We start from the raw sequence: 19,421 nt of genomic DNA, 5'->3' as shown, positions 1-19,421 counted from the left end.
CTGAAGTTCTACAGTGTTTGGTCCACTGTACAGCAATGGCTCATGCCCACAATCAGGAACTGAATTTAATTCGGCTGAAACACCTTAAAAGGGCGATTGGGCACCTCACCCATCCGGGTTTAATCACTCTGGATGGTCGGGAAGCTTCTTTGACGGAGCGACATAGGGGCGCGTCACGTCCTTGAGCGTGACCTCCAGCGCCTCAACCGCAAGTCGGATCGCACCATCCCCCGCAAGGGTCAGCAAAACATGGCCCGAAGGCGCGTCCGCCTCTTCGAACGTGATGGTCAGCAGGGACAGAATCACATCGGCATCGCCTTTTGGCACGCCTTGACTGGCGACCGATTGCACGTTTGAGAACAGCAGCACCGACTGCACCCGTTCCGGGGCATGACGGGTTTTGCCGTCGTCTTCCCAACGCACCCGGTTCAGCAGCAAGGCAAAACGTCTGCCCTTGCTGTCCCAGGTCATCTCGGAGGCCGGAAACACCGCGTCTTGCGCCAGTGACGAGATCACCTCAAGATCCGCCCCATCCAGCGCACCAAGGTTCAACGGTGCCTCGCGGCCATCCTCAAATCGGGCGTCCATGCTCATCAGCTTTTGATCCGTTCAATATCCGCACCCACGCCGCGCAGTTTGGCCACCACATGCTCATAGCCGCGATCAAGATGGTAAACGCGGCTGACGGTTGTTTCCCCTTCGGCGGCCATTCCCGCAAGGATCAAAGACACAGAGGCCCGCAGATCCGTCGCCATCACCGGTGCGCCTTTCAGTTTGGCCACACCTTTGACCGTCGCCGTGCCGCCGTGCACCTCGATATCTGCGCCCATGCGGATCAGTTCGGGGGCATGCATAAACCGGTTCTCAAAGATTTTCTCTTCCAAAACCGATGTGCCGTCAGCCGTGCACAGCAGGGCCATCATCTGTGCCTGCAAATCGGTGGGAAATCCGGGGAAAGGTTCGGTCGTCACGTTGACCGCCCGGATATGATCCTCACGGCGAGTAACGCTCAGCCCGTTTTCGGTTTCGCTGACAGAGATACCAGCCGCATCCAACTTTTCGCAGAAGGCCGCCAGCAGGTCGATGCGCCCGCCCAATAGCTCCACCTCGCCGCCGCAGATCGCAGGGGCCAGCATATAGGTGCCCAGCTCAATCCGGTCCGTGACCACACGGTGCGTGGCACCATGCAAGCGGTCCACCCCTTGGATGGTCACGGTTGACGTGCCGTCGCCGTCAATCTCAGCGCCCATCGCCCGCAAGCAATTGGCCAGATCCACAATCTCTGGCTCGCGGGCGGCGTTGTTGATCACTGTTGTGCCCTTGGCCAGCGTGGCCGCCATCATGATGTTTTCCGTGGCGCCGACCGAGGCAAACGGAAAGTCGATCACCGCGCCCTTAAGTTTGCCACCATCCGCCTTGGCGTGCAGATAGCCATCGCGCAGATCGATCTCGGCGCCCATCTTGGCCAAACCATCCGTATGGATGTCCATAGGCCGTGCGCCGATGGCACAGCCGCCTGGCAAGGACACTTCTGCATGGCCTTCACGCGCCAACAGCGGTCCAAGCACCAGATTGGATGCCCGCATCTTGCGGACAATGTCATATTCGGCGCGGGTGTTGATCGGCCCATGGCTCGCCATCGCCAGAACTTTGCCCTCTTGCAGCGAGGTGACCTCAGCTCCAAGCGAGCTGAGCAGCTCTGTCATGGTGCGGATATCGCTGAGCCGAGGCGCATTGGTCAGCGTCAAAGGCTCATCAGACAGCAAGGTCGCAGGCATCAATGCCAGACAGGCGTTTTTGGCCCCTGCAATCGGGATCTGCCCACTGAGTTTGCCGCCGCCTCTGACCAGAATTGAATCCATGTTATCTGCTTTCCTGTTCGGAGCCATCCGGCCCGTTGCCTGTATCTGGCGCGGTCTCATCTTGTATCTTGCGCGCCCGCGCCTGAGCTTTGCGCCGCCCCATATTGGCCTTAAGCGCGGCCTTCAACCGATCCTCGCGGATTTGCGCCTGTTTTACCGGTTTTTGATCTGCGGGAGCCTTTGCCATGACGCTTGTCTAACGCAGGCGCACAAAGGCGTCCAGATTGGGGTTGCACCAATATTATTTTGCAGCTAATCACCCGCCACGATGCTGCTGTAGCTCAGAGGTAGAGCACTCCCTTGGTAAGGGAGAGGTCGAGAGTTCGATTCTCTCCAGCAGCACCATTTACCTACTAAATTCGCATTATAATCAATGAGATAGATTCTTCCTCATTTTACCAGACCACCCTTTAGGCCACCTTTCACCGCGCGCTTGTAGCCCTTGAGGTTGGCTAAGAGCGCCCAGTTGACTACGCCTCATCGTCGACGTCGTTCTTCCAAGGTAAGAATGAGGTAATTTTTTCAATGTTTGGCCTCACCCTTTTGCGAGGAGTTCGCCGAATAAGCTCCATATCTACAAGCACATTGATATCGCGGGTCAGCGTCTTGACCGCGAGTTGCGCATAGGTACGACCCATCTCCAGATCAGCGGCCAATACATCTTGAATTCTTCTGAGCTCATTGGATCGGCTTATCGCCAACGCAAGATTTCGTTGTCGCTTGGCGGCCTCTGTAGTTTTGTCTGCGAATTCAGCATGAACATAGTTGACCCAAGTGACTCTTACCTGCTCCAACTGAATTTGCTCGACCTGCTCCCTTAAACCGTCAACGAAGCCCTGCAATGCGTAGGAGTTAAACTCCATCAGCTCGCCCTTCTTTGAAATGGCGTCGAGCTTCCGGTAGTACTCGGTTCGCGTTTTGTTGTAATGATTGCTGAGCAACTGGCAGGTCGGCATTGGAAACCCCGCACGAAGCAAAATATAAACCTCTAGAAGCCTCGACGTCCGCCCATTACCATCCCCAAACGGGTGGATGAGCGCTATGTAAACGTGCGAAAAAAGCGCCGCGAAAATAGCCTTCATAAACTTGGACTGCTCATCATTGTCAGAGCAAAGCATCTCTTCTACCACTTCACACATCCGCTCGAGTAGATAGTAGCAGTCTTCGTTTGGGGCCCCGCGATACCCGGCAACCACCACGCTGTGCCGACGGATTTCGCCAGGAACGACGCCATCCTCCAAATCCAAGCCCTCCAGAGCTTTCAAATTTAGCGATCTAATGAAGTCTACTGTGACCTCGCAGTCAGCCGGGTTTGAATGCCTCAAATCTTCGACAAACCCGTTGCACGCATCAATGATATTCTGCGTTTCTTTTTGGAGATACTCTTGGGAATCAGGCAGCTTTAAACCGCCTTCAACCTGCTTAAGCACATCCTCTTCAGTAAGCGTATTACCTTCAATCGCAGTGGTTGCAGCAGCCCCTTTAGCTAAGAAAATGTTGTACATCTTAGTAGCATGGTCCGGGTCGATCGGCGCATTGGCTACATGCTTTGCTTTTGAGATTATCTCGCCTAAGTCCATCCAAGACTGATGCGGCAGCCGAGTGACATCCATGGTGAAGGTGAGCCACGGGTGTGTCCTCAAGTATTCCCTCTTCGCCGACATTTTCTCTCCCTTCGTATGTCTATTTTTTATATATTAACATCATATTGTTAGTTAAAAAATTGTGAACCTAAAGTCCACATTTTTTAAGATTCTTGTCTATCAGAATAGCACATTTTTCTACAAATGCATGTGATTATTGATAGCCACATACGTCGGGCCGGAAACAAAGCAACCAAGAAGCCGATAGCAGCCCAGCGCAGGGGGATACTCCGTGTGGGTGGGTGATGGGAAAAGAGGGGCTAGCTCGAAACCACGCCCTCTGTCAGTCCACTCAAGCGCCCTTGCCGCGCTGCAACTGCTTTACGAGCTGCCTCAGAGCGATGACGTGACCGGACCTTAGCCCATGTCGCCATGCTGGATGATGCATTCCTGCCGGGTGACCACCTCCCGCTCCGTGCATCCTACAGACGCGCCAGCCGCGAACGGCAGGATTTTTGCATAGAAGGCCAGTCCGTTTTGAGTGGGCGGCGCATCGCGGCGCTTGGTGTGCCCTTTGCATGGGGTTGGCGTCACTTTTCATGAACGCCCCTCCCCCGTCTGGACGTTGCCCACAATGGCTTGCCCGCCGCCCTCTACGTTAACATGCTGAACTGTGACAGTCTGCTTGCCTCCGTTGCGATGTTTTCGCAGCGCCTCCATCTGAGCCGTGTAGGTGCGGGCCAGTTTGGTATAGCTGGAGTTATACGCCGTTGCCTTTTCAACCGTGTCCGCTGACGCCAACCAACGCCCCGCCCTGACCATGGCCACATGGGTTGCGGCCATCTGAACCGCCAACATCCGTTCCACGGCATCCCGAGGCGCAAGTTCTTTGATTGCGGCCAGCATGAAGGCGCGTTCATCGTTTCCGGCAAAGTCGTCACTTGCCTCATTGGCCTTGAGAACCTTGAGGCAATGAGACAGCAGTCCGTTTGCCATTTCCGGCAGATCTGTTTGGAACAGGTTTTCAAGTGTGTCCTCCTTTGCAAGGTGGACATGGTGCCCGGCTTCTGGCGTTCCTTTCAGGCTGACTCCGAAAGAGCTGAGTTCGATATTTGGTTCTTTGGTCATGGTCGCTGCCTATGGCTAGATGTATAAATGTCCTGATTTTTGTGACGCCCGAATGAGCAAATTGCTCTTTCCTGTCACGGTTATTGTGACGCTTTACCCCCCAACCACCCTCAACTGACCTTTGGTGTCACAACCATTGTGACGCGATGGCACGGTTTTTGTGCGGGGGTTCTTTTTTTCCCGCCACGCCATGAAAGACTTTGGCGCGGTTTTCATGTTGTCCGTTGGCACTTCCTCCAGCGCCCAGCGCGATGATTGCCCGATACCGGATGGCCCAAGATGATGGCCTTGCGTCATGCGGATAAACCCGCGTCTCTCAAGTTCCTTGAACCACGCCCCCGGAGTATTGCGGCTCACGTTTAACAGTTGTGCGGCCTCACGATGGCTTAGGGCAATTCGCCCATTGTTCGATCCGGTGTAACGCCGCTTCAGCTCCACATAGAGCGCCCTTGGACCGGGTTTGAGGGTAGCCCATGCCTCTGACGCTTGAAGCCACTCAGGAAGCTGGACGAAACGCCCAGCCCCCTTTTTCTTACCCTTGTATGGCTTGCGGCTCATTTGAGCGCCTCCCTTGCCTTGAGGGCCAGATAGACGCGGGTTGCGACGATCTGGTCGGGACAGCCCCCCAAGGACAACCAGAGCGCCTCTGTGGCCGCTCCAGCGCCCTTGCGGGCCATGACGTGCCAAGTCCCGCCTTGGTTGGCGAGTTTGAAGCGTTCAGCCATGGCGCGGCCCTCCATAGTGCAAGAAGGCCACCAAACGGGCTTGGGTTTCGGTCAATCCAAAACGGCGGCGTAGGCGGGCAATCTGATGGCGGTTCATACCTCGCCCTCCTTTGCGCCCAGCGCCTTGGCGGATTTGGGAAAGCGCAACTTGCTGCGGTCTGTGTCTGGCGCAAGGCTGTAAAGAGCGATTTGGCCGGGGCTGGAGTATTCCGTCTTGATCGGCCAGCCATACTCCCAGCGCAGGCGGTGAATGATAGCCCCCAAACGCCAGCCTTTCACGTTCTGAATTTGGGTCAGTTGGGAGATAGTGCGCCCTTCTGTGAGCGCTTTGCACGTCCAGTAGACGCTGGTGGGTTTTGAGTAAAAGTGTGCCTGTGGCATCTTCAATCCTTTCGATTGAAAAAGCGCGGCGCTGGGCGTAGGTATAGGACGTATCTTGCCGGATATATTCCCGTCCCAAATGCTCAGCGCTTGTGCGCAGGGTGGGACGGGTCTTAACCCGCAAAGGATGCAATCGCTGCATCAACATCGACCTCATTCCAGTATAGACGAGACCCGATTTTAGTGGGCTTGGGCAGACGGCCCAGATCTACATCGCGGTAGATGGTAGTGCGGCCACGGTTGCCGAGTTTGGCTTGCAGGTCCTTAAATGAAAGATAGCGCATTGATGTGCTCCATAGGTTGCGATGAATCCTATGTGACAGCAGGTGCCTACTCAGTCATACCCGGAGATACTCTTTCAATTCTGGGAACGGTTTGACCAAATGTTCATCAGTGTCTTTGGTGACGGAACTGCGAAATGGTTGCCCAACCCCTCCGAAATCGCATCACAGGCGCTTTGGTTTTTGTGCGTGGCTTCATTTTCGGTGATGGGCACACCATATTTCTCAAGGTGGGACAGAAAAAAGACCACCATCGAATTGCGTGCGCTGTACTTAAGTGGGTGCGGACCTCGACCAACGGCTGGCCTACTGATTGTGCCAGCGATAGTGCCACTTGCCCACTCTCTAGTCTCAGGCAGTAGGGGCAAGTTATCTCGCACAATCTCTGAAACCACCGCCGACAACGCATCCCAAACGTCCGGATCGGAAAGACTTTCTTTTAGTATTTCCGCCAAGGTGTGATGGGTTGACCAATCCTCCGTTTCTTCTGAAAAATACGGTTCAATGCCGTGAAGCAAGAAAAGTTCTTGCCTAAAGAATGCAACCTTACCACTTCGGTTCATATTGATTTGCCAGTCAGAATCAAATGCGATTCGGAGCGCCGAGGATGTTCGTGCAAGCTCAACCAGTTGATCAAAATTAGCCGGAGAAGACTGCAAATCTAAGGACTCCAACCTTTGCATCCATTGGTCATTACTTAGTGGTTCTGGAAGGGGGTTATTAGCCATCAAGAACAATTAGGTTTGATACAACAGGCTGCTTTAGTTTCTTGCTCCACCGTTCCATCAGCGCTCGCCTTTGCTCTAGAAAATCCGTGCGCCTGTACGCCCGCTCAACCTTGCCGCCGACAACATGTCCCAAGCAGGTTTCGGCCACGTCATGGGGTGTATTGGTCGTCTCTGCCACCCAATCCCGAAAGGAGGACCGGAACCCGTGCGGGGTTTCAATCATGCCGCGCCGATGCATGTATTTGGACATGGTTGCATCCGAGATAACACCACGCCTGACGCCGGGAAAAAGGAAGCCATCGCGTGCAAAGGGTCTGGCCTGTTCAATCACCGCCTTGGCTTCTGTGGACAGCGGCACCCGGAAGTCAGTGGTTGTGCCTTTGCGCCCTTTCATCAAGTCCGCTGGCACCGTCCAAACATCGCCTTCGATCTGGTCAAGGTGCATGAAGCGCACGGGCTTTGAACGCAGCGCGGTCAGGATAAGCAGGCGCAGCGCCAGTTCCGTTGTCGTGCCTTTGTTCAGCGATTGATAGAAGGCAGGCACATCCTGCCAATGCAGCGCCGGGGTGTTCTGTGTCTTGTGGCGTTGCTGGCCCAAAAGTGCCTTGGCCTTATCTGTTGCTTGCAGATCCACATCCAAGCCCAGCGCGGCGGCATGGCGCAGGCAAATGCCCAGCCGATTCATGGCCTTTTTGGCTGTATGCGCCTTGTCATGCCAGATCGGGGCAAGGGTGTCGCGTATATCGCGCTGGTCAATCTCTGATACGGGAACCTTGCCCAGCTTAGGCAGCACATGGTTTTCCAAAGGTGAGAACCAGCGCCCTGCCATGCCATCGCCTTTCAGTTCAGCCTTGCGGCTTTCAAAGGCATCCAGCGCCACGTCCTGCAATAGGTGCATGTTGCGCTCACTATCCCGGCGTTGTTTATCCCGCACCTTGATTGGGTCATGCCCTTCGCGGACAACGGCCCGCCACTTGTCCGCCTCCAGCCGTGCCTCCTTAAGCGATACGGCAGGATATGCACCCAAACCCATTTCACGCCGCCGACCATGCACTACGACCCGCAAGAACCACTTGGCATTGCCATCCTTGGCCCGTGCGAACCAAAGGCCACCACCATCTGAATATTTGCCGGGTTCAGCCGCTTTGACAGCCTGTGCCGATAGCTTGTTCAATGCTCTTGCCATTTGGTCCACCCTCAGGTCCACCCTCAACATATAGTATGCTGTGGGGCATGGCGAAACACCTTGGGGCAAGAAAATTCAATAAAATATGGAATATTTGCTTTGGGCGATATGCCGTGGTGCCCCAATATATAGGCTTACAATGCCCTCCAGCAGCACCATGGAACCCCGATTAATCTAGCGTTATCAAATAGCTGCCGTTAGGCTCTCGCTATTGGTCCGCCTTTACCCCATCCAATCGATGACACATCGGTTGCTTCTTTGGGTTTTGCGCGTTTTTCAGCCGTTCACTCCAGAAACGCAAATCATTGGCAAGAGGTGGTGAGGCTCTGGTCTTGTAGGCTTGTTGCCGTTGCTTTCAATTTGGTTAGTCAGATCTCAATCGACCTGTGCAATCAAACTCAAGACCGTCACGGGCATAGTTCATGGATATATCACCATCAAACTCTGCGCTTAGCATTTGCTTAAGCATGATAGTTCCAAAGCCGGTTCTTTGGGGTGTCACCACCGGCGGGCCACCTCGCTCGCACCAGCGAATGTGCAGATTGCGATTGTCATTGCCGGAAAGTGACCATGTTATTTCAACTTGGCCACCCGATACCGACAATGCGCCGTATTTCCTTGCGTTGGTTGTTAGCTCGTGGAACGCCATCGACAATGCCTTGAACTGGTTCGAACCAACCTTAACGTCAGGGCCATCGAAACTGATCTGCTGATTATCGCTGGCCTGTGCTATCACCGGAACTATCAATTCCGATAGCTCTGTCGGCTTCCATAGATTGGCAGTCACCAGGTTGTGGGAGTTTGATAGGCTATCCAACCGACCAAGCAGCTTTTCTCGATCTGTTTTTAACTTGTCGCCACGCAAAGACAATCGCACCAGGCCGCTCACGTTTGCGAAAATATTGCGAACCCTGTGATTCAGTTCTTCGACCAACAAGTTGAGGCGGTTTTGCACCTTAACCCGACCGCTTATATCAGTCAAAATGATCGAATACTCATTTGACGCGTAAGGGTTTTCTGTTTGATCAATCTGGGCAACCGAGATTTCAAAAAAACGACCTCTGTCGTCAGAAGTCTCAAACCGAACATGTCCTGCATTTTCGCTCAGCCGGTTCAGCGCATAGTCAAACCAGTCTTTGCGTTCCCCTGTCATCTCAATAAGGTCACTCACCTTTTTTTGAGGTGGTTCAGCACTCTCCAAGCCCATCATCATCACTGCAGCCGGGTTCATGCGTCTAGGCAGGCCCGAACTATCGCACCTCAGAATACCGTCAGGAGAATGTCGAACGATCGCGGCCAATTCCTCCGCTTCTGACTTGGCTTCAAGCAACTGCCTTTCAAAACTTGTCCGCTCGGAAGCATCAAACAAAGCGAAGTGTATTTCTCCAGCGTTTTGGTCCGCGAGTTTTCTAAGCTTCGCATTTAGGAGCACCGGGATAACGGAATTGCTGTCTTTCGCTTGAAGGGAACAGGAAATTGCCTTCACCTGCCCATCAAGCAGAATTTTCGGGAAAATCTGTGTCTCAAAATAAAGTCTGCTGGCCGGATCAAAAAGGCTGTGTAACTTTGAAACAGAAACCAGATCGCCCAGCTCCCAGCCCAACCAATCGGAGAGGGTCTTGTTCGCATAGGACACTGTACCTCTCAGATCCGTTACCAAGAAAGCGCATGGGGCCTCATGAATTAAGTCATCACTCAGGATACTCTTTGCCATCACTTCACTTCAGTGCTTCCAAAAACTCCGCCAGAAGGTCGGCAGTTTTTGCTGGTTCAGTCATGTGAGGGCAATGGCCTGTCGCATCTACGACCTTCAACTCACTTGACGGGATCGCCGAAGCCAACCAATTACCTACGTTCAGCGGCGCGAGTGCATCGTCAGAACATTGCACGATAAGGGTTTGGCAATGGATCTTGCTCATATCCTCTCTGTGGTCTGCCAAAAAAGTTACCCTACCAAAGTGCTTTGAAATCTTTGGATTCGCGCGGCAAAAGCTTTCAGCCAACTCGGTAGAGGCCAGACCATCCGCCTTTTGTCCGGTGATGGTGGGCACGAGTTGAGAGGTCCAACCCAGAAAATTCTGCTCCATGAGGTCGATCAGACCTTCAATGGTCTCCAGATCAAACCCTCCCACATAATCTGCATCATTGATAAAGCATGGAGAGGGAGCAATAAGTGCCAAGGCCTTGATCCGGTCAGGGACCATTTGCGCGGCCAGAGCGGCAATTGTTCCCCCCACAGAGTGCCCGACAAGTACCGCGTCAACAGCATCTAGTTCATCAAGAATTCCGACCAAATCCTCAGCATGGCCCGTCAAGCTTTGATATCTGTCAAAATCGTAGTTGGCGGCGTCTGATTTTCCCATCCCCATGAGATCATAGAGTACAATCTTGCCCGTCCCGAAAAGCAGTGGAACAACGTAGCGCCACATGTTCTGGTCACAGCCGTAGCCATGAACAAAGACTATGGTTCGCCCCCCATCAGAAGACTGAGTGACATTGTGGTTCTTCAAAAAGGACATTGCATTCGCACCAGTGATTCCCGCGCACAGTATATGATAACTTCCCGAAAGACAGGGCAGCTTACCCCTGGATAAGCTCAAGAACAAACGACCATGTGCGCCCCGAAACAAGGCGCACCAATGCCCGCAATTTTCCACCTGATTTCCTCAACTGAAAGACTTTCAGCCACTCTATAGTCTGGGCGTTCAACCAATCACTCTGCCTTTCAACATTGAAAGCAAATTTAGTTTTTTGAACTGCCGTGATCGTAGCCCGTGCCTACATGCAAGGCTAGGCGGCCAGCGGCTGAATGGCGATGCCGGCAGGTGTCTGATTTTGCCTTCAGTTTGTCCAGGATACGACGCTGACACATGAGTTTCTGATGTGGTAACTCTGCTTGCGTCGAAACCACGAGGAATGAACCCATGGCAGAACTGAAATTGGAAGATTGTCGCAACGATAGATGCCCTTGGTCAGGTGATCCAGTTTCCGCGGATTCACTGACAATCTACAAAGGCGAGGTCGTCGGCTTCTGTAACCCCGGCTGCCGGGACAAGTTTGAAAAGGCGGTCCAGCTGTTCGAACAGTCGATATGATTGAATCTGAAACGGCTCGGTTTTATCGCAGACCTATAGCTCAAGCCAATGGGGGAGGTGTTGAGAAAACCAGGGGCGCCTCAGCGCATTCTGATCCGTTCTGTTACTTTTGAGACGTCGAATGTACACAATAAAAGATACCATTGAAATTCAAAGCGATCCGGCATCTGTCTGGTCTGCTGTTACGGACGTAGAGAACTGGCCGCAATGGACGCCGACGGTTACTTCGGTTGAAAGGATCGATTCCGGTCCGTTCGGGTTGGAAAGTGTAACCAGAGTGAAGCAGCCTGGACAGCGGGCGAAGCTTTGGCGGGTTATCCGCTTTGATGAAGGGCATCAGTTTGCATGGCAGAGCGGTGGGAGCGGCTTGCAAATGGAGGCGGCTCACATTGTCCGGAAGTCCGCTCGAGGTGCTGAAAGCTCGATTTCATTACGGCTCAATGGTCGTCTGGCACCTTTTCTGGCACCATTGCTTTACCTGCCCATCAGGCTCGCATTGAAGCAAGAGAGTGCTGGCTTGAAATCTTGGTGCGAAGCACATCTCTAGGCCAAAAATTTATCGACTGCACGTCTCCTCCGCCAGTCCCGCCAAGACATCAGAGGTTGGTCGGAAGTCAATTCATTTCACTCGCGCAAGAACATCGCAAACTTTACACCGTCGATATCAAATTCGCCTCGGTGGCGTGACAATTGTGGCGGCTCTAGAGGCCAATCCAAAAGCAATGCAGCAGTTCCCGAAAAGCTGTGAGACAGCGCCAATCGTCCCGTGGACAGGTCTGAGTGGCGCGCAAAACGGCTATGGCTCTTTGTCTGTCAACTGACGATTCCGTTGTGTGCAAGGGACGGAGGTTTGGCATTGACAGCAACTTGGGCATATTTGGGCGGTTCGAATATTGGTTCATCAACAGATCCAAACCGACACACTCCATCAAAGCCTGAACGAAGCCCGCAATAGTTCCTTAGCCAGGTTTTGCTTCTATTTCCCAAAATATTCTTATTATAGTGCTTTCCAGCTATGTCGACGATGTAAGATTGACGTGCCGAAAGTTTCAATTTACGGTTCACTTAATGAACCAATATTCTTGCGTGTCGTGATGGATTTATCCGGAGCCGCAAGACGCCAGAGCAGCCGTTTTAACTGGACGCAATGGCAACGAGAACTGAAAGGAAATCACAACATGACCCCCAAGCCCGGATTTGAAGGACGCCGCGCAGTCGTCACTGGTGCAGCGCGAGGGATGGGCTTTGCCATAGCGAAACGTTTTGCCGAACAGGGCGGCGAGGTTTGTCTTTGGGATATTTCGCAAGAGGCGCTGAATGAAGCCGTTTCGCGCATTGCCGGCAGCGTGCGTGCTATGACTGTTGATGTCGCTGATCCGGACGCGGTTCAGGTCGCTATGGACAAGGCGGCCGACGACATGAATGGTCTCGATACCCTTGTCAACTCCGCAGGGATTGCCGGGCCAAACACGCTGGTCGAAGCCTTCCCTCCATCGGAGTGGGCGCGGGTCATGCAGGTAAATCTGAACGGTACCTTCCATTGCTGCCGCGCCGCCGTCCCGTACATGCGCGCGGCCGGCTCGGGCCGGATTGTCAACATCGCCTCGGTTGCAGGAAAGGAAGGCAACCCCAACGCCAGCGCCTATTCGGCGTCAAAGGCAGGCGTGATCGCACTGACCAAGAGTCTGGGCAAGGAACTTGCGACGACAGGCATCACCGTCAATGCCATCACGCCGGCGGTAATCGAAACCGAGATGCTCAAGGACGTGACGGAGGCTCAGATTGATTACATGCTGTCGAAAATCCCGATGGGACGGATGGGGACGGTCGACGAGATCGCTGACATGACCCTGTTCCTCGCCTCCGACCGTTGCTCCTATTCGACCGCTGCAGTCTTTGACATGACCGGTGGACGCGCGACCTATTGATTGGACATCACCCCCGAACTGGAGCCGGACATGATCGAAGCTGATTACGTCATTATCGGCGGTGGCACCGCCGGCTGCGTACTGGCACACCGGTTGAGCGAAAATGGCGCTCACCGGGTTCTTGTCATTGAAGCTGGATCGGCGCGCCGTTCACCTTGGGTCGATATCCCGGCCGGGTTCCAGAAATTGCTGGTATCACATCGACATAATTGGCGTTTCGTAACGGAACCGGAAGCCACAACCGGGCACCGCGCTATCGCGATCCCGCGAGGGAGAGGGCTTGGTGGGTCGAGCCTGATCAACGGGATGATCTGGGTGCGCGGTCAACCCGAGGATTACAACGCCTGGTCCGAGATGGGTTGTGACGGGTGGAGTTGGCAAGCCATCCAGCCCTACTTCGAGCGGGTCGACGGCATCGGCCTCCGTCACAACAGCACCGGGACCGGCGGTATGATCCCTGTCGCAGAAACAGAAGAGCGCCCCTATATTGCGGAACTCTTTCTCAAAGCGGGACATGCTGCGGGGCTGCCGCAGAACCCAAATTACAATGCCGGCGAACAGGAGGGGGTCTGCACCTACCAGGTCAATCAGCAACATGGACAACGGGTAAGCGCCTGGCATGCCTATCTTGCCCCGGCGTTGCGGCGTGCAAATCTCGAAGTACTGACAGATGCCTCGGTTGAACGGATCACTATCGATAAAGCCCGCGCGACCGGCGTGATCTTCCGCCGCGGAAGAGAGGTCTGTCAGGTTCGGGCCCGGCGGGAGGTTATCGTGGCAGCAGGCGCCGTTCAAAGCCCCCAACTGTTGGAGCTATCAGGCGTCGGCGAATCGCCACGCCTGCAGGCACTGGGGATCGACCCATTGGTTCACAACCCTCACGTGGGTGAGCACTACGCGGATCATTTCTGCACTCGCCTCTCCTGGGAAGTGAGAGGTGCCTCGACCCTGAACCAGCAAACCCGTGGGTTGGGTCTGGCCGCGGCAGTGCTTCGCTATACCCTGACACGAAAAGGTATACTGACTCTCGGCACCGGGCTTGCCGGTGCGTTCTTGCGTGCCGTGCCCGAAGCCGAGCGGCCCGATGTCCAGTTGTTCTTCATGCACGCAAGCTATGCCAATGCGGCCGAACGCATTCTCGACCGCCATCCGGGGATCACGCTGGCGGTCAGTCAACTGCGCCCGAAGTCACGGGGGTCGATCCACGCGGTGTCATCGGATCCGAAAGTCCCGCCGGCGATCCGCGCCAACATGCTGTCCCATCCCGAAGATTTGCGGGTGATGATCGAAGGCATGCGCCGTGCACGCGACATTGTGAACACCGCGCCGTTGGCACAGCATTGCGTGAGGGAAACCGCGCCAGGGCCTGACTGTCATACGGACGCGGAATGGGAGGCTTTTGCACGTGAAACCGGCCAGACCATCTATCACGCCAGTGGCACTTGCAGGATGGGGCGTGAAGGGGAAAGCGTCACAGATCCGGCACTGCGGGTGCGAGGTGTTGACGGCCTGCGCGTGATCGACGCCAGCGTTATGCCAGCAATCCCGTCCGGCAACACGCAGGCGGCGGTCTTTGCGCTGGCTGAAAAGGGAGCCGATCTGGTTCTGGACGACGCGCGCTAGCGAAAGACGTGATGGTCCGGGTCTGGCCGCAGTGTCATGTCCCAGAACTCGTAATGCGTTCCCGGCCAGTTTTGCGTGACGCGACCGGCGGCGTTCTTGTACCAGCTGTCCACGCCCGGTACGCCCCAGGCGCGTTCGGCATTCATCGCGTCCATCCGCGCAGTGTAGGTTTCCAGCGCCTCGGTTGTTACTTCCATGCTGGAAAAACCTTCGGTCATCATGTGGTTGAGACATCCCAGCACATACCGCGCCGAACATTCCGCAAAGAAGATGATGCCTGCACCCACGACGGTGTTGGTGTTCGGCCCATAAAGCATGAAGAGGTTAGGAAACCCTGGCACAGAAGTGCCGCGATAAGCGCAGGGGTCCGCCATCGCTTTGGCCATGGAGGCGCTGTCGCGACCGGTGATCTCGATCCCGTCAAAGAAGCGATCAGCCTGGAACCCGGTGCCAAAGATCAGTACGTCTGCAGGAATGCGGGTGCCATCCGACAGGATGACGGCATCACCTTCGATCCGGTCGATCCCCTGACGGATCAGGCTCACGTCGTCACGCCGAAGCGTACGAACCCACGATCCATTGTCTCGCAAGGGGCGTTTGGCGCAGGGGGGATAGTCGGGCATCAACTTGGCCAGCAAGGTTTCGTCACCGCCGGTCTGTTCCCGGAGATAGTTCACCCAAAGATCGCGCATCAATGCGTTGCGGGAACTGACAGCTTTATCGCCTGCATAGCCTTCCTCGCAGAAAAGATCCGGCAGCACACCATCGACACCATCTCGGCGGAACAGCCAGAGACGATACCATTCGGCATAGAACGGCCAGTGTCGGATCAGCCAGCGTTCTTCTTCCGGCAAGGTGTCGTGATAGTCGGGCGTCGGCACCAGCCAAGGCGGCGAGCGTTGCAGGACGGTCAGGTGAGCGACCTTGTCGGCGATGGCGGGGACGAATTGCGTGGCCGAGGCACCGGTGCCGATGACCACGACGCGCTTGCCCTGCAGATCGACCGCGTGGTCCCAGCGGGCGGAATGGAAAGCGGCACCAGCGAAAGTGTCCAAGCCGGGAAGGTCCGGGGTCTTGGGCCGGTTCAGCTGGCCCAAGGCGGAGATCAGGGCCCGGCCCGTGTGTGTCGTTCCGTCAGCAAGGCGGACAGTCCAGTGGGCACTGTCCTCGTTCCAGTCGGCTGCCACTACCTCGGCCCCGAAATGGATGTGGTCCATCAGGTCAAAGCGGGCGGCAACCTCTTCGAGGTAGGCGCGGATCGTCTGTTGGTCCGAGAACCGGGCTGGCCAGTCGTGATCGGCCGCGAAGCTGTAGGAGTAGATATGGTTGGGCGTGTCTACGCGGCAGCCGGGATAGGTGTTGTCGCGCCAGGTGCCGCCAAGGCTATCGGACTTTTCCAGCACCACGAAGGGATGGCCTGCACGCTTGAGGCGCACAGCCGCGGCGATGCCCGATATGCCAGCGCCAATGATCACGACGGGCCATTCGGCGCAGTTGCCCTTTGGTACCTCGTTTTCGCGCCAGGCCGGACGATTTGGTCCGGCGAAGGGCAGTTCCTCGCGCAGCAGCGGAGCATAGCTGTCCGGGGTGTCCTGACCGATGATATGCGTAGACGCATGATCGAGTACGGCGTGCGGCGGTATCCACAAGTCCCGGCCTGAGGTGCGCCAGTCTAGCGCCGCTTTGACCGCGCGGGCGCGGATGGCATCGCGATCGGCTTCGCTCAACCCGTCTTCCCGCCCTTCAAGCATGTCGGTGTCTGGGGTGATGCCTGACGAAAGCACGGCGTCGTCCCCTTCCAGATGCATGAGCGTCATCATCAGCGCAGGCACGTTGGCGACCGCGACCATGCGGCGCAACGTAGCTTCATCGGCAGTGGCGAATGGATGGGCGGCGTCGAGCATGGGCTGGATCATCCGGGCAGGCAGGAAAGAACACACCAACTTGCCGGCGGTAGGCTGGCGACGAGGTGGCCATCTTCGATTTTGGCGCCTTCGATGTTGACCGGGGCGAGGTTGTCGGCCTCGGCAGTGTTGGTCAATTCCGTATCTGTGTTACCGACTGCCAATGCGACGTCCACGTTGTCGATACCCAGACCCGAAACGTCCACGCGCAACTCGCAGGACTCCTTTAGATCGCGGTTCAGCGCAAAGACAGTCACACGGTCACCATCGCGGGTGGCGGCGAAATCGAGTTTGGCGCCGCCCTGGTGGCCAGCGCGGAGCGCCGTACCGCGCCCGTATTTCGAAGCCAAAGCGAAGGGATGAAAGATCGTCTGCTTCCAAGCCCGCCCCCCCGGTTCGGTCATGATCGGCGCGATGATGTTGACAAGCTGCGCAGTGCAGGCGGCCTTGACACGGTCCGCGTGGTTGAGAAGCACGATCAGAGCGCCGCCAACAACCATCGCATCCTTGGCGTCGAAGACCTCTTCGATAAGAGGCGGATGTTCGGGGAAACCCTCATCCAGCGTATCGACTGGGTGGCCGGATTTGTACCAGACATTCCATTCGTCGAGGCTCAGCATGATCCGCTTTGGCGAACGCCGGGTGGCCGCAACCGCATCGGCAATTGCAATCACTTCCGAAATGTAATCGTCCAGCCGGTCGATGTTTTCCAAAAAGCTTTCGGTCGTGCCTTCCGGATTCTTGAAATAAGTGTGCAACGAAATGATGTCGACTGCCTCGAAACATTCGTCGAGCACGTCATATTCCCATCGTGCGTAGGTCTTCATCTCGCGGTTGGAAGACCCACAAGCCGCAAGTGTCAGAAAGCGGTCATCGTCAAGCTGCGTCCTGCCACCCCCCTGCCCCATGTTGGCGAGGTAGTCGCGGGTGTGGGCCAGTTCGTCGTTGACCCAGCGCATCACCTTGGCCGCCTGAAGCGCCAGCCGCCCGTATTCGCGAGCGGGCCGGGCACCGATCTGCCATGGGCCGTCCATTTCGTTGCCAAGGCACCAGAACTTGATGCCATGCGGTTCGGGATAGCCGTGTTCGTGCCGCAGATCGGACAGTTCGGTACCGCCAGGATGGTTGCAATATTCGACAAAGCGACGGGCGTCGTCGATGCCGCGGGTGCCAAGGTTGACGGCGAACATCGGTTCGATCTCTGTCTGGCGGCACCAGTCGATGAATTCATTTGTGCCGAAGGTGTTGGGCTCGCGCGTACCCCAGGCGAGGTCCAGCCGCACCGGGCGGTCCTTCACCGGGCCAACGCCGTCTTCCCAGTTGTAGCCGGAGACAAAATTGCCGCCCGGGTAGCGCACGACAGTTACGCCAAGTTCTTTCACCAGTTCGGCGACATCCTGTCTGAAGCCGTTTTCATCGGCGCTTGGATGGTCAGGCTCGAAAATGCCAGTGTAGACGCAGCGCCCCATGTGTTCGACGAAGGAACCGTAGATGCGTGGATCAACCTCGCCAATGGTGAATGACGGGTGGAGCGAATAGAGAGCATGCGCCATGTTCAGATTTCCGTAAGCTTGGGTTCAAAATGCCGGCAGCGCCTTTGGAAGTGACGCTGCCGGAAGGTGGGGAGATAATACTCAGTTTGCGCGGGCAAGCATGTCGTTCACCCGCTTTTCGGCAGCGGCGATGGCTTCGTCCACGGTCTTTTGACCGTTGACCGCCGCCTGCATCTCTTCCCCGACATAGTCAGTCACGGTGAACTGCCGCTTGACTTCTGGCGGGAACGGGGTGGCATGCAGTGCGACACGCTCGAGCCGGTCACGGGCAGGCAGGGACTTGAACTCCTCGCTTTCGATGATCGAACTGCGGACCGGCAAATGGCCGGTGCGCGCCCAGTGCAGGTTGTTGTCCCACAGGAATTTCAAGAACGCGATAGCGGCGGCTTCTTCCTCGGCGTTGAGATCCTGTTTGGGGATCACCCAGGCGTGGCCGTCGGACCAGATACCGTCCTGAGCAAAAAGCTGGGGAAACGGCTGGACGAAATAGCCGCCAGCCAGCGCGCTTTCGTCCTTCAGCGATTCCTGCTGGTAGGTGTCAATCAGCCAAGTGCCCATGATGTAGACGCCGCATTCGCCCTGCGGGAATGCCGCCGTTGCCGCAGAATAATCGTAGTCTGTTGTGCTGAGGCCTTCCGAATAGAGGGTTTTAAACAGATCGACATAGTTGCGCGTGGCATCGCTGTTGAGGTTGATCATGGTTGGATCGGCAAAGAAGTTGTGGTCCTGCTGATAAAGCAAGGTGAACAGCGTGCGGGCATAGACCTGCGCGTTGCCAACCGAGGCCTCGCACAGATATGGCTTGCCTGTGGCTTCCTTGAACTGCCGTGCCTGAGTGATGAAATCATCGGCGCTGGATGGGGTGACGGGGGTGCCGTCGCCATTCACCATGCCAGCTTCCTCCATCAGGTTCATATTGGTGTGCCACAGCCAGCCCAGCGTGTCGAAAGGCATGGCGTAAACATCGCCCGCCTTGGTCACACCGGCTCGGGCGGCGTCGGTCATGTCGCCAAGATCGACACCCGCTTCGGTTAGTTTGTCGCCCAACGGCATCAATAGATCGCGTGATGCATAATTGGATAGTATCGACTGGTGCATCACGGAAATGGTGGGGGGCTCTCCGTTGCGCAGTCGCGCGGTCAGCTGGTCATAGCCTGGCCACTCCACAACCTCTTCCTTGATCTGATAGCTGTCTGATGTGTTGTTGAATTCATTGATCAACGTTGTGATGATCCCGCATTCGCCGTTGCCCTTTGCGGCTTCGGTCACATCTCCGTAGTCAGCTTCGCAAGAGCCGAAGAAGCGGCTAAGGCTGATCTCCGTCTTTTCGGCAAGTGCGGGAGCCGCAAACGCGCAGGCAGCAACACTCGTTATCAGGGTGTATCTCAGGTGTTTCATTGGTTCTCCTCCCGGTTGATTGGTTCTGCCGTTGCCGGCGTTGGAC

Annotated in this window: 20 protein-coding genes and 1 tRNA gene; 5 read left to right on the top strand and 16 right to left on the bottom strand. The window is 55.9% G+C overall.

The window, feature by feature from the left end:
- Window positions 1-123 precede the first annotated feature (123 nt).
- From JNX03_RS16265 to JNX03_RS16255, 3 genes are read right to left on the bottom strand one after another with little or no spacing between them, the layout of a single operon-like run.
- Window positions 124-594 (bottom strand): DUF2948 family protein, encoded by a 471-nt coding sequence (locus JNX03_RS16265; protein WP_203210042.1) that lies wholly within the window; start codon window positions 592-594, stop codon window positions 124-126.
- The gene (murA, locus tag JNX03_RS16260; protein ID WP_203210041.1) at window positions 594-1,862 is read right to left on the bottom strand and encodes a UDP-N-acetylglucosamine 1-carboxyvinyltransferase; all 1,269 of its coding nucleotides are present in this window, start codon (window positions 1,860-1,862) and stop codon (window positions 594-596) included. Before murA ends, JNX03_RS16265 begins: the two co-directional genes overlap by 1 nt.
- A 1-nt stretch (window position 1,863) precedes the next feature.
- Entirely contained in the window at window positions 1,864-2,049 is a 186-nt protein-coding gene (locus JNX03_RS16255) for a hypothetical protein (protein ID WP_203210040.1), read from the bottom strand.
- Between the two features lie 83 nt (window positions 2,050-2,132).
- Here JNX03_RS16255 and JNX03_RS16250 point away from each other — a divergent pair.
- Window positions 2,133-2,207 (top strand) — tRNA-Thr (locus JNX03_RS16250).
- A gap of 125 nt (window positions 2,208-2,332) precedes the next feature.
- On the opposite strand, the gene JNX03_RS16245 is transcribed toward JNX03_RS16250, so the two are convergent.
- The 10 genes from JNX03_RS16245 to JNX03_RS16200 form a co-directional block, all read right to left on the bottom strand.
- A complete protein-coding gene (locus tag JNX03_RS16245; RefSeq protein WP_203240813.1) occupies window positions 2,333-3,526 on the bottom strand; it encodes a Fic family protein in 1,194 nt (397 codons plus the stop codon).
- Between the two features lie 516 nt (window positions 3,527-4,042).
- The gene (locus JNX03_RS16240; protein ID WP_203210038.1) at window positions 4,043-4,573 is read right to left on the bottom strand and encodes a hypothetical protein; all 531 of its coding nucleotides are present in this window, start codon (window positions 4,571-4,573) and stop codon (window positions 4,043-4,045) included.
- A gap of 93 nt (window positions 4,574-4,666) precedes the next feature.
- Window positions 4,667-5,131: a hypothetical protein gene (locus JNX03_RS16235; protein ID WP_203210037.1), complete on the bottom strand. Its 465-nt coding sequence runs from the start codon at window positions 5,129-5,131 to the stop codon at window positions 4,667-4,669.
- Window positions 5,128-5,298, bottom strand: coding sequence for a hypothetical protein (locus JNX03_RS16230; protein WP_203210036.1), 171 nt, complete (start codon window positions 5,296-5,298; stop codon window positions 5,128-5,130). The genes JNX03_RS16235 and JNX03_RS16230 overlap by 4 nt, the downstream gene beginning before the upstream one ends.
- Window positions 5,299-5,391: 93 nt before the next feature.
- The gene (locus JNX03_RS16225; RefSeq protein ID WP_203210035.1) at window positions 5,392-5,679 is read right to left on the bottom strand and encodes a helix-turn-helix domain-containing protein; all 288 of its coding nucleotides are present in this window, start codon (window positions 5,677-5,679) and stop codon (window positions 5,392-5,394) included.
- A gap of 113 nt (window positions 5,680-5,792) precedes the next feature.
- Window positions 5,793-5,963 (bottom strand): helix-turn-helix transcriptional regulator, encoded by a 171-nt coding sequence (locus JNX03_RS16220; protein ID WP_203210034.1) that lies wholly within the window; start codon window positions 5,961-5,963, stop codon window positions 5,793-5,795.
- Window positions 5,964-6,037: 74 nt separating this feature from the next.
- Complete coding sequence (locus JNX03_RS16215) at window positions 6,038-6,643, bottom strand: hypothetical protein (protein ID WP_203240812.1); 606 nt, start codon at window positions 6,641-6,643, stop codon at window positions 6,038-6,040.
- A gap of 37 nt (window positions 6,644-6,680) precedes the next feature.
- Window positions 6,681-7,874: a tyrosine-type recombinase/integrase gene (locus JNX03_RS16210; RefSeq protein ID WP_203210032.1), complete on the bottom strand. Its 1,194-nt coding sequence runs from the start codon at window positions 7,872-7,874 to the stop codon at window positions 6,681-6,683.
- Between the two features lie 364 nt (window positions 7,875-8,238).
- Window positions 8,239-9,588 (bottom strand): HWE histidine kinase domain-containing protein, encoded by a 1,350-nt coding sequence (locus JNX03_RS16205; protein WP_203210031.1) that lies wholly within the window; start codon window positions 9,586-9,588, stop codon window positions 8,239-8,241.
- A gap of 4 nt (window positions 9,589-9,592) precedes the next feature.
- A complete protein-coding gene (locus JNX03_RS16200) occupies window positions 9,593-10,393 on the bottom strand; it encodes an alpha/beta fold hydrolase (protein ID WP_203210030.1) in 801 nt (266 codons plus the stop codon).
- A 405-nt stretch (window positions 10,394-10,798) separates the two neighbouring features.
- Between JNX03_RS16200 and JNX03_RS16195 the strand changes: the two genes are divergently transcribed.
- From JNX03_RS16195 to JNX03_RS16180, 4 genes are all read left to right on the top strand, one after another.
- On the top strand, window positions 10,799-10,969 hold the full coding sequence (locus JNX03_RS16195; RefSeq protein WP_203210029.1) for a glutathione S-transferase: 171 nt from the start codon (window positions 10,799-10,801) through the stop codon (window positions 10,967-10,969).
- 121 nt (window positions 10,970-11,090) lie between these two features.
- A complete protein-coding gene (locus JNX03_RS16190; RefSeq protein WP_203210028.1) occupies window positions 11,091-11,516 on the top strand; it encodes an SRPBCC family protein in 426 nt (141 codons plus the stop codon).
- A 631-nt stretch (window positions 11,517-12,147) separates the two neighbouring features.
- The gene (locus JNX03_RS16185; protein WP_203210027.1) at window positions 12,148-12,897 is read left to right on the top strand and encodes an SDR family oxidoreductase; all 750 of its coding nucleotides are present in this window, start codon (window positions 12,148-12,150) and stop codon (window positions 12,895-12,897) included.
- Between the two features lie 30 nt (window positions 12,898-12,927).
- Window positions 12,928-14,520, top strand: a complete 1,593-nt coding sequence (locus JNX03_RS16180; RefSeq protein ID WP_203212273.1) for a GMC family oxidoreductase — start codon at window positions 12,928-12,930, stop codon at window positions 14,518-14,520.
- Here the strand turns inward: JNX03_RS16180 and JNX03_RS16175 are convergent.
- The 3 genes from JNX03_RS16175 to JNX03_RS16165 all read right to left on the bottom strand — a co-directional run bounded on the left by JNX03_RS16175 (window position 14,517) and on the right by JNX03_RS16165 (window position 19,375).
- Complete coding sequence (locus JNX03_RS16175) at window positions 14,517-16,424, bottom strand: flavin-containing monooxygenase (RefSeq protein WP_203240754.1); 1,908 nt, start codon at window positions 16,422-16,424, stop codon at window positions 14,517-14,519. The two genes, JNX03_RS16180 and JNX03_RS16175, sit on opposite strands and share 4 nt — an antisense overlap.
- 8 nt (window positions 16,425-16,432) lie before the next feature.
- Complete coding sequence (locus tag JNX03_RS16170) at window positions 16,433-17,977, bottom strand: alpha-N-arabinofuranosidase (protein WP_203210025.1); 1,545 nt, start codon at window positions 17,975-17,977, stop codon at window positions 16,433-16,435.
- 81 nt (window positions 17,978-18,058) lie between these two features.
- Window positions 18,059-19,375: an extracellular solute-binding protein gene (locus JNX03_RS16165; protein WP_203210024.1), complete on the bottom strand. Its 1,317-nt coding sequence runs from the start codon at window positions 19,373-19,375 to the stop codon at window positions 18,059-18,061.
- Window positions 19,376-19,421: the final 46 nt, after the last annotated feature.

This window comes from Sulfitobacter mediterraneus (genome assembly GCF_016801775.1).
Taxonomy (GTDB): domain Bacteria; phylum Pseudomonadota; class Alphaproteobacteria; order Rhodobacterales; family Rhodobacteraceae; genus Sulfitobacter; species Sulfitobacter mediterraneus_A.
The sequence above is the reverse complement of the archived record's forward strand: the minus strand, read 5'-3'. Positions and strand labels throughout refer to the sequence as shown.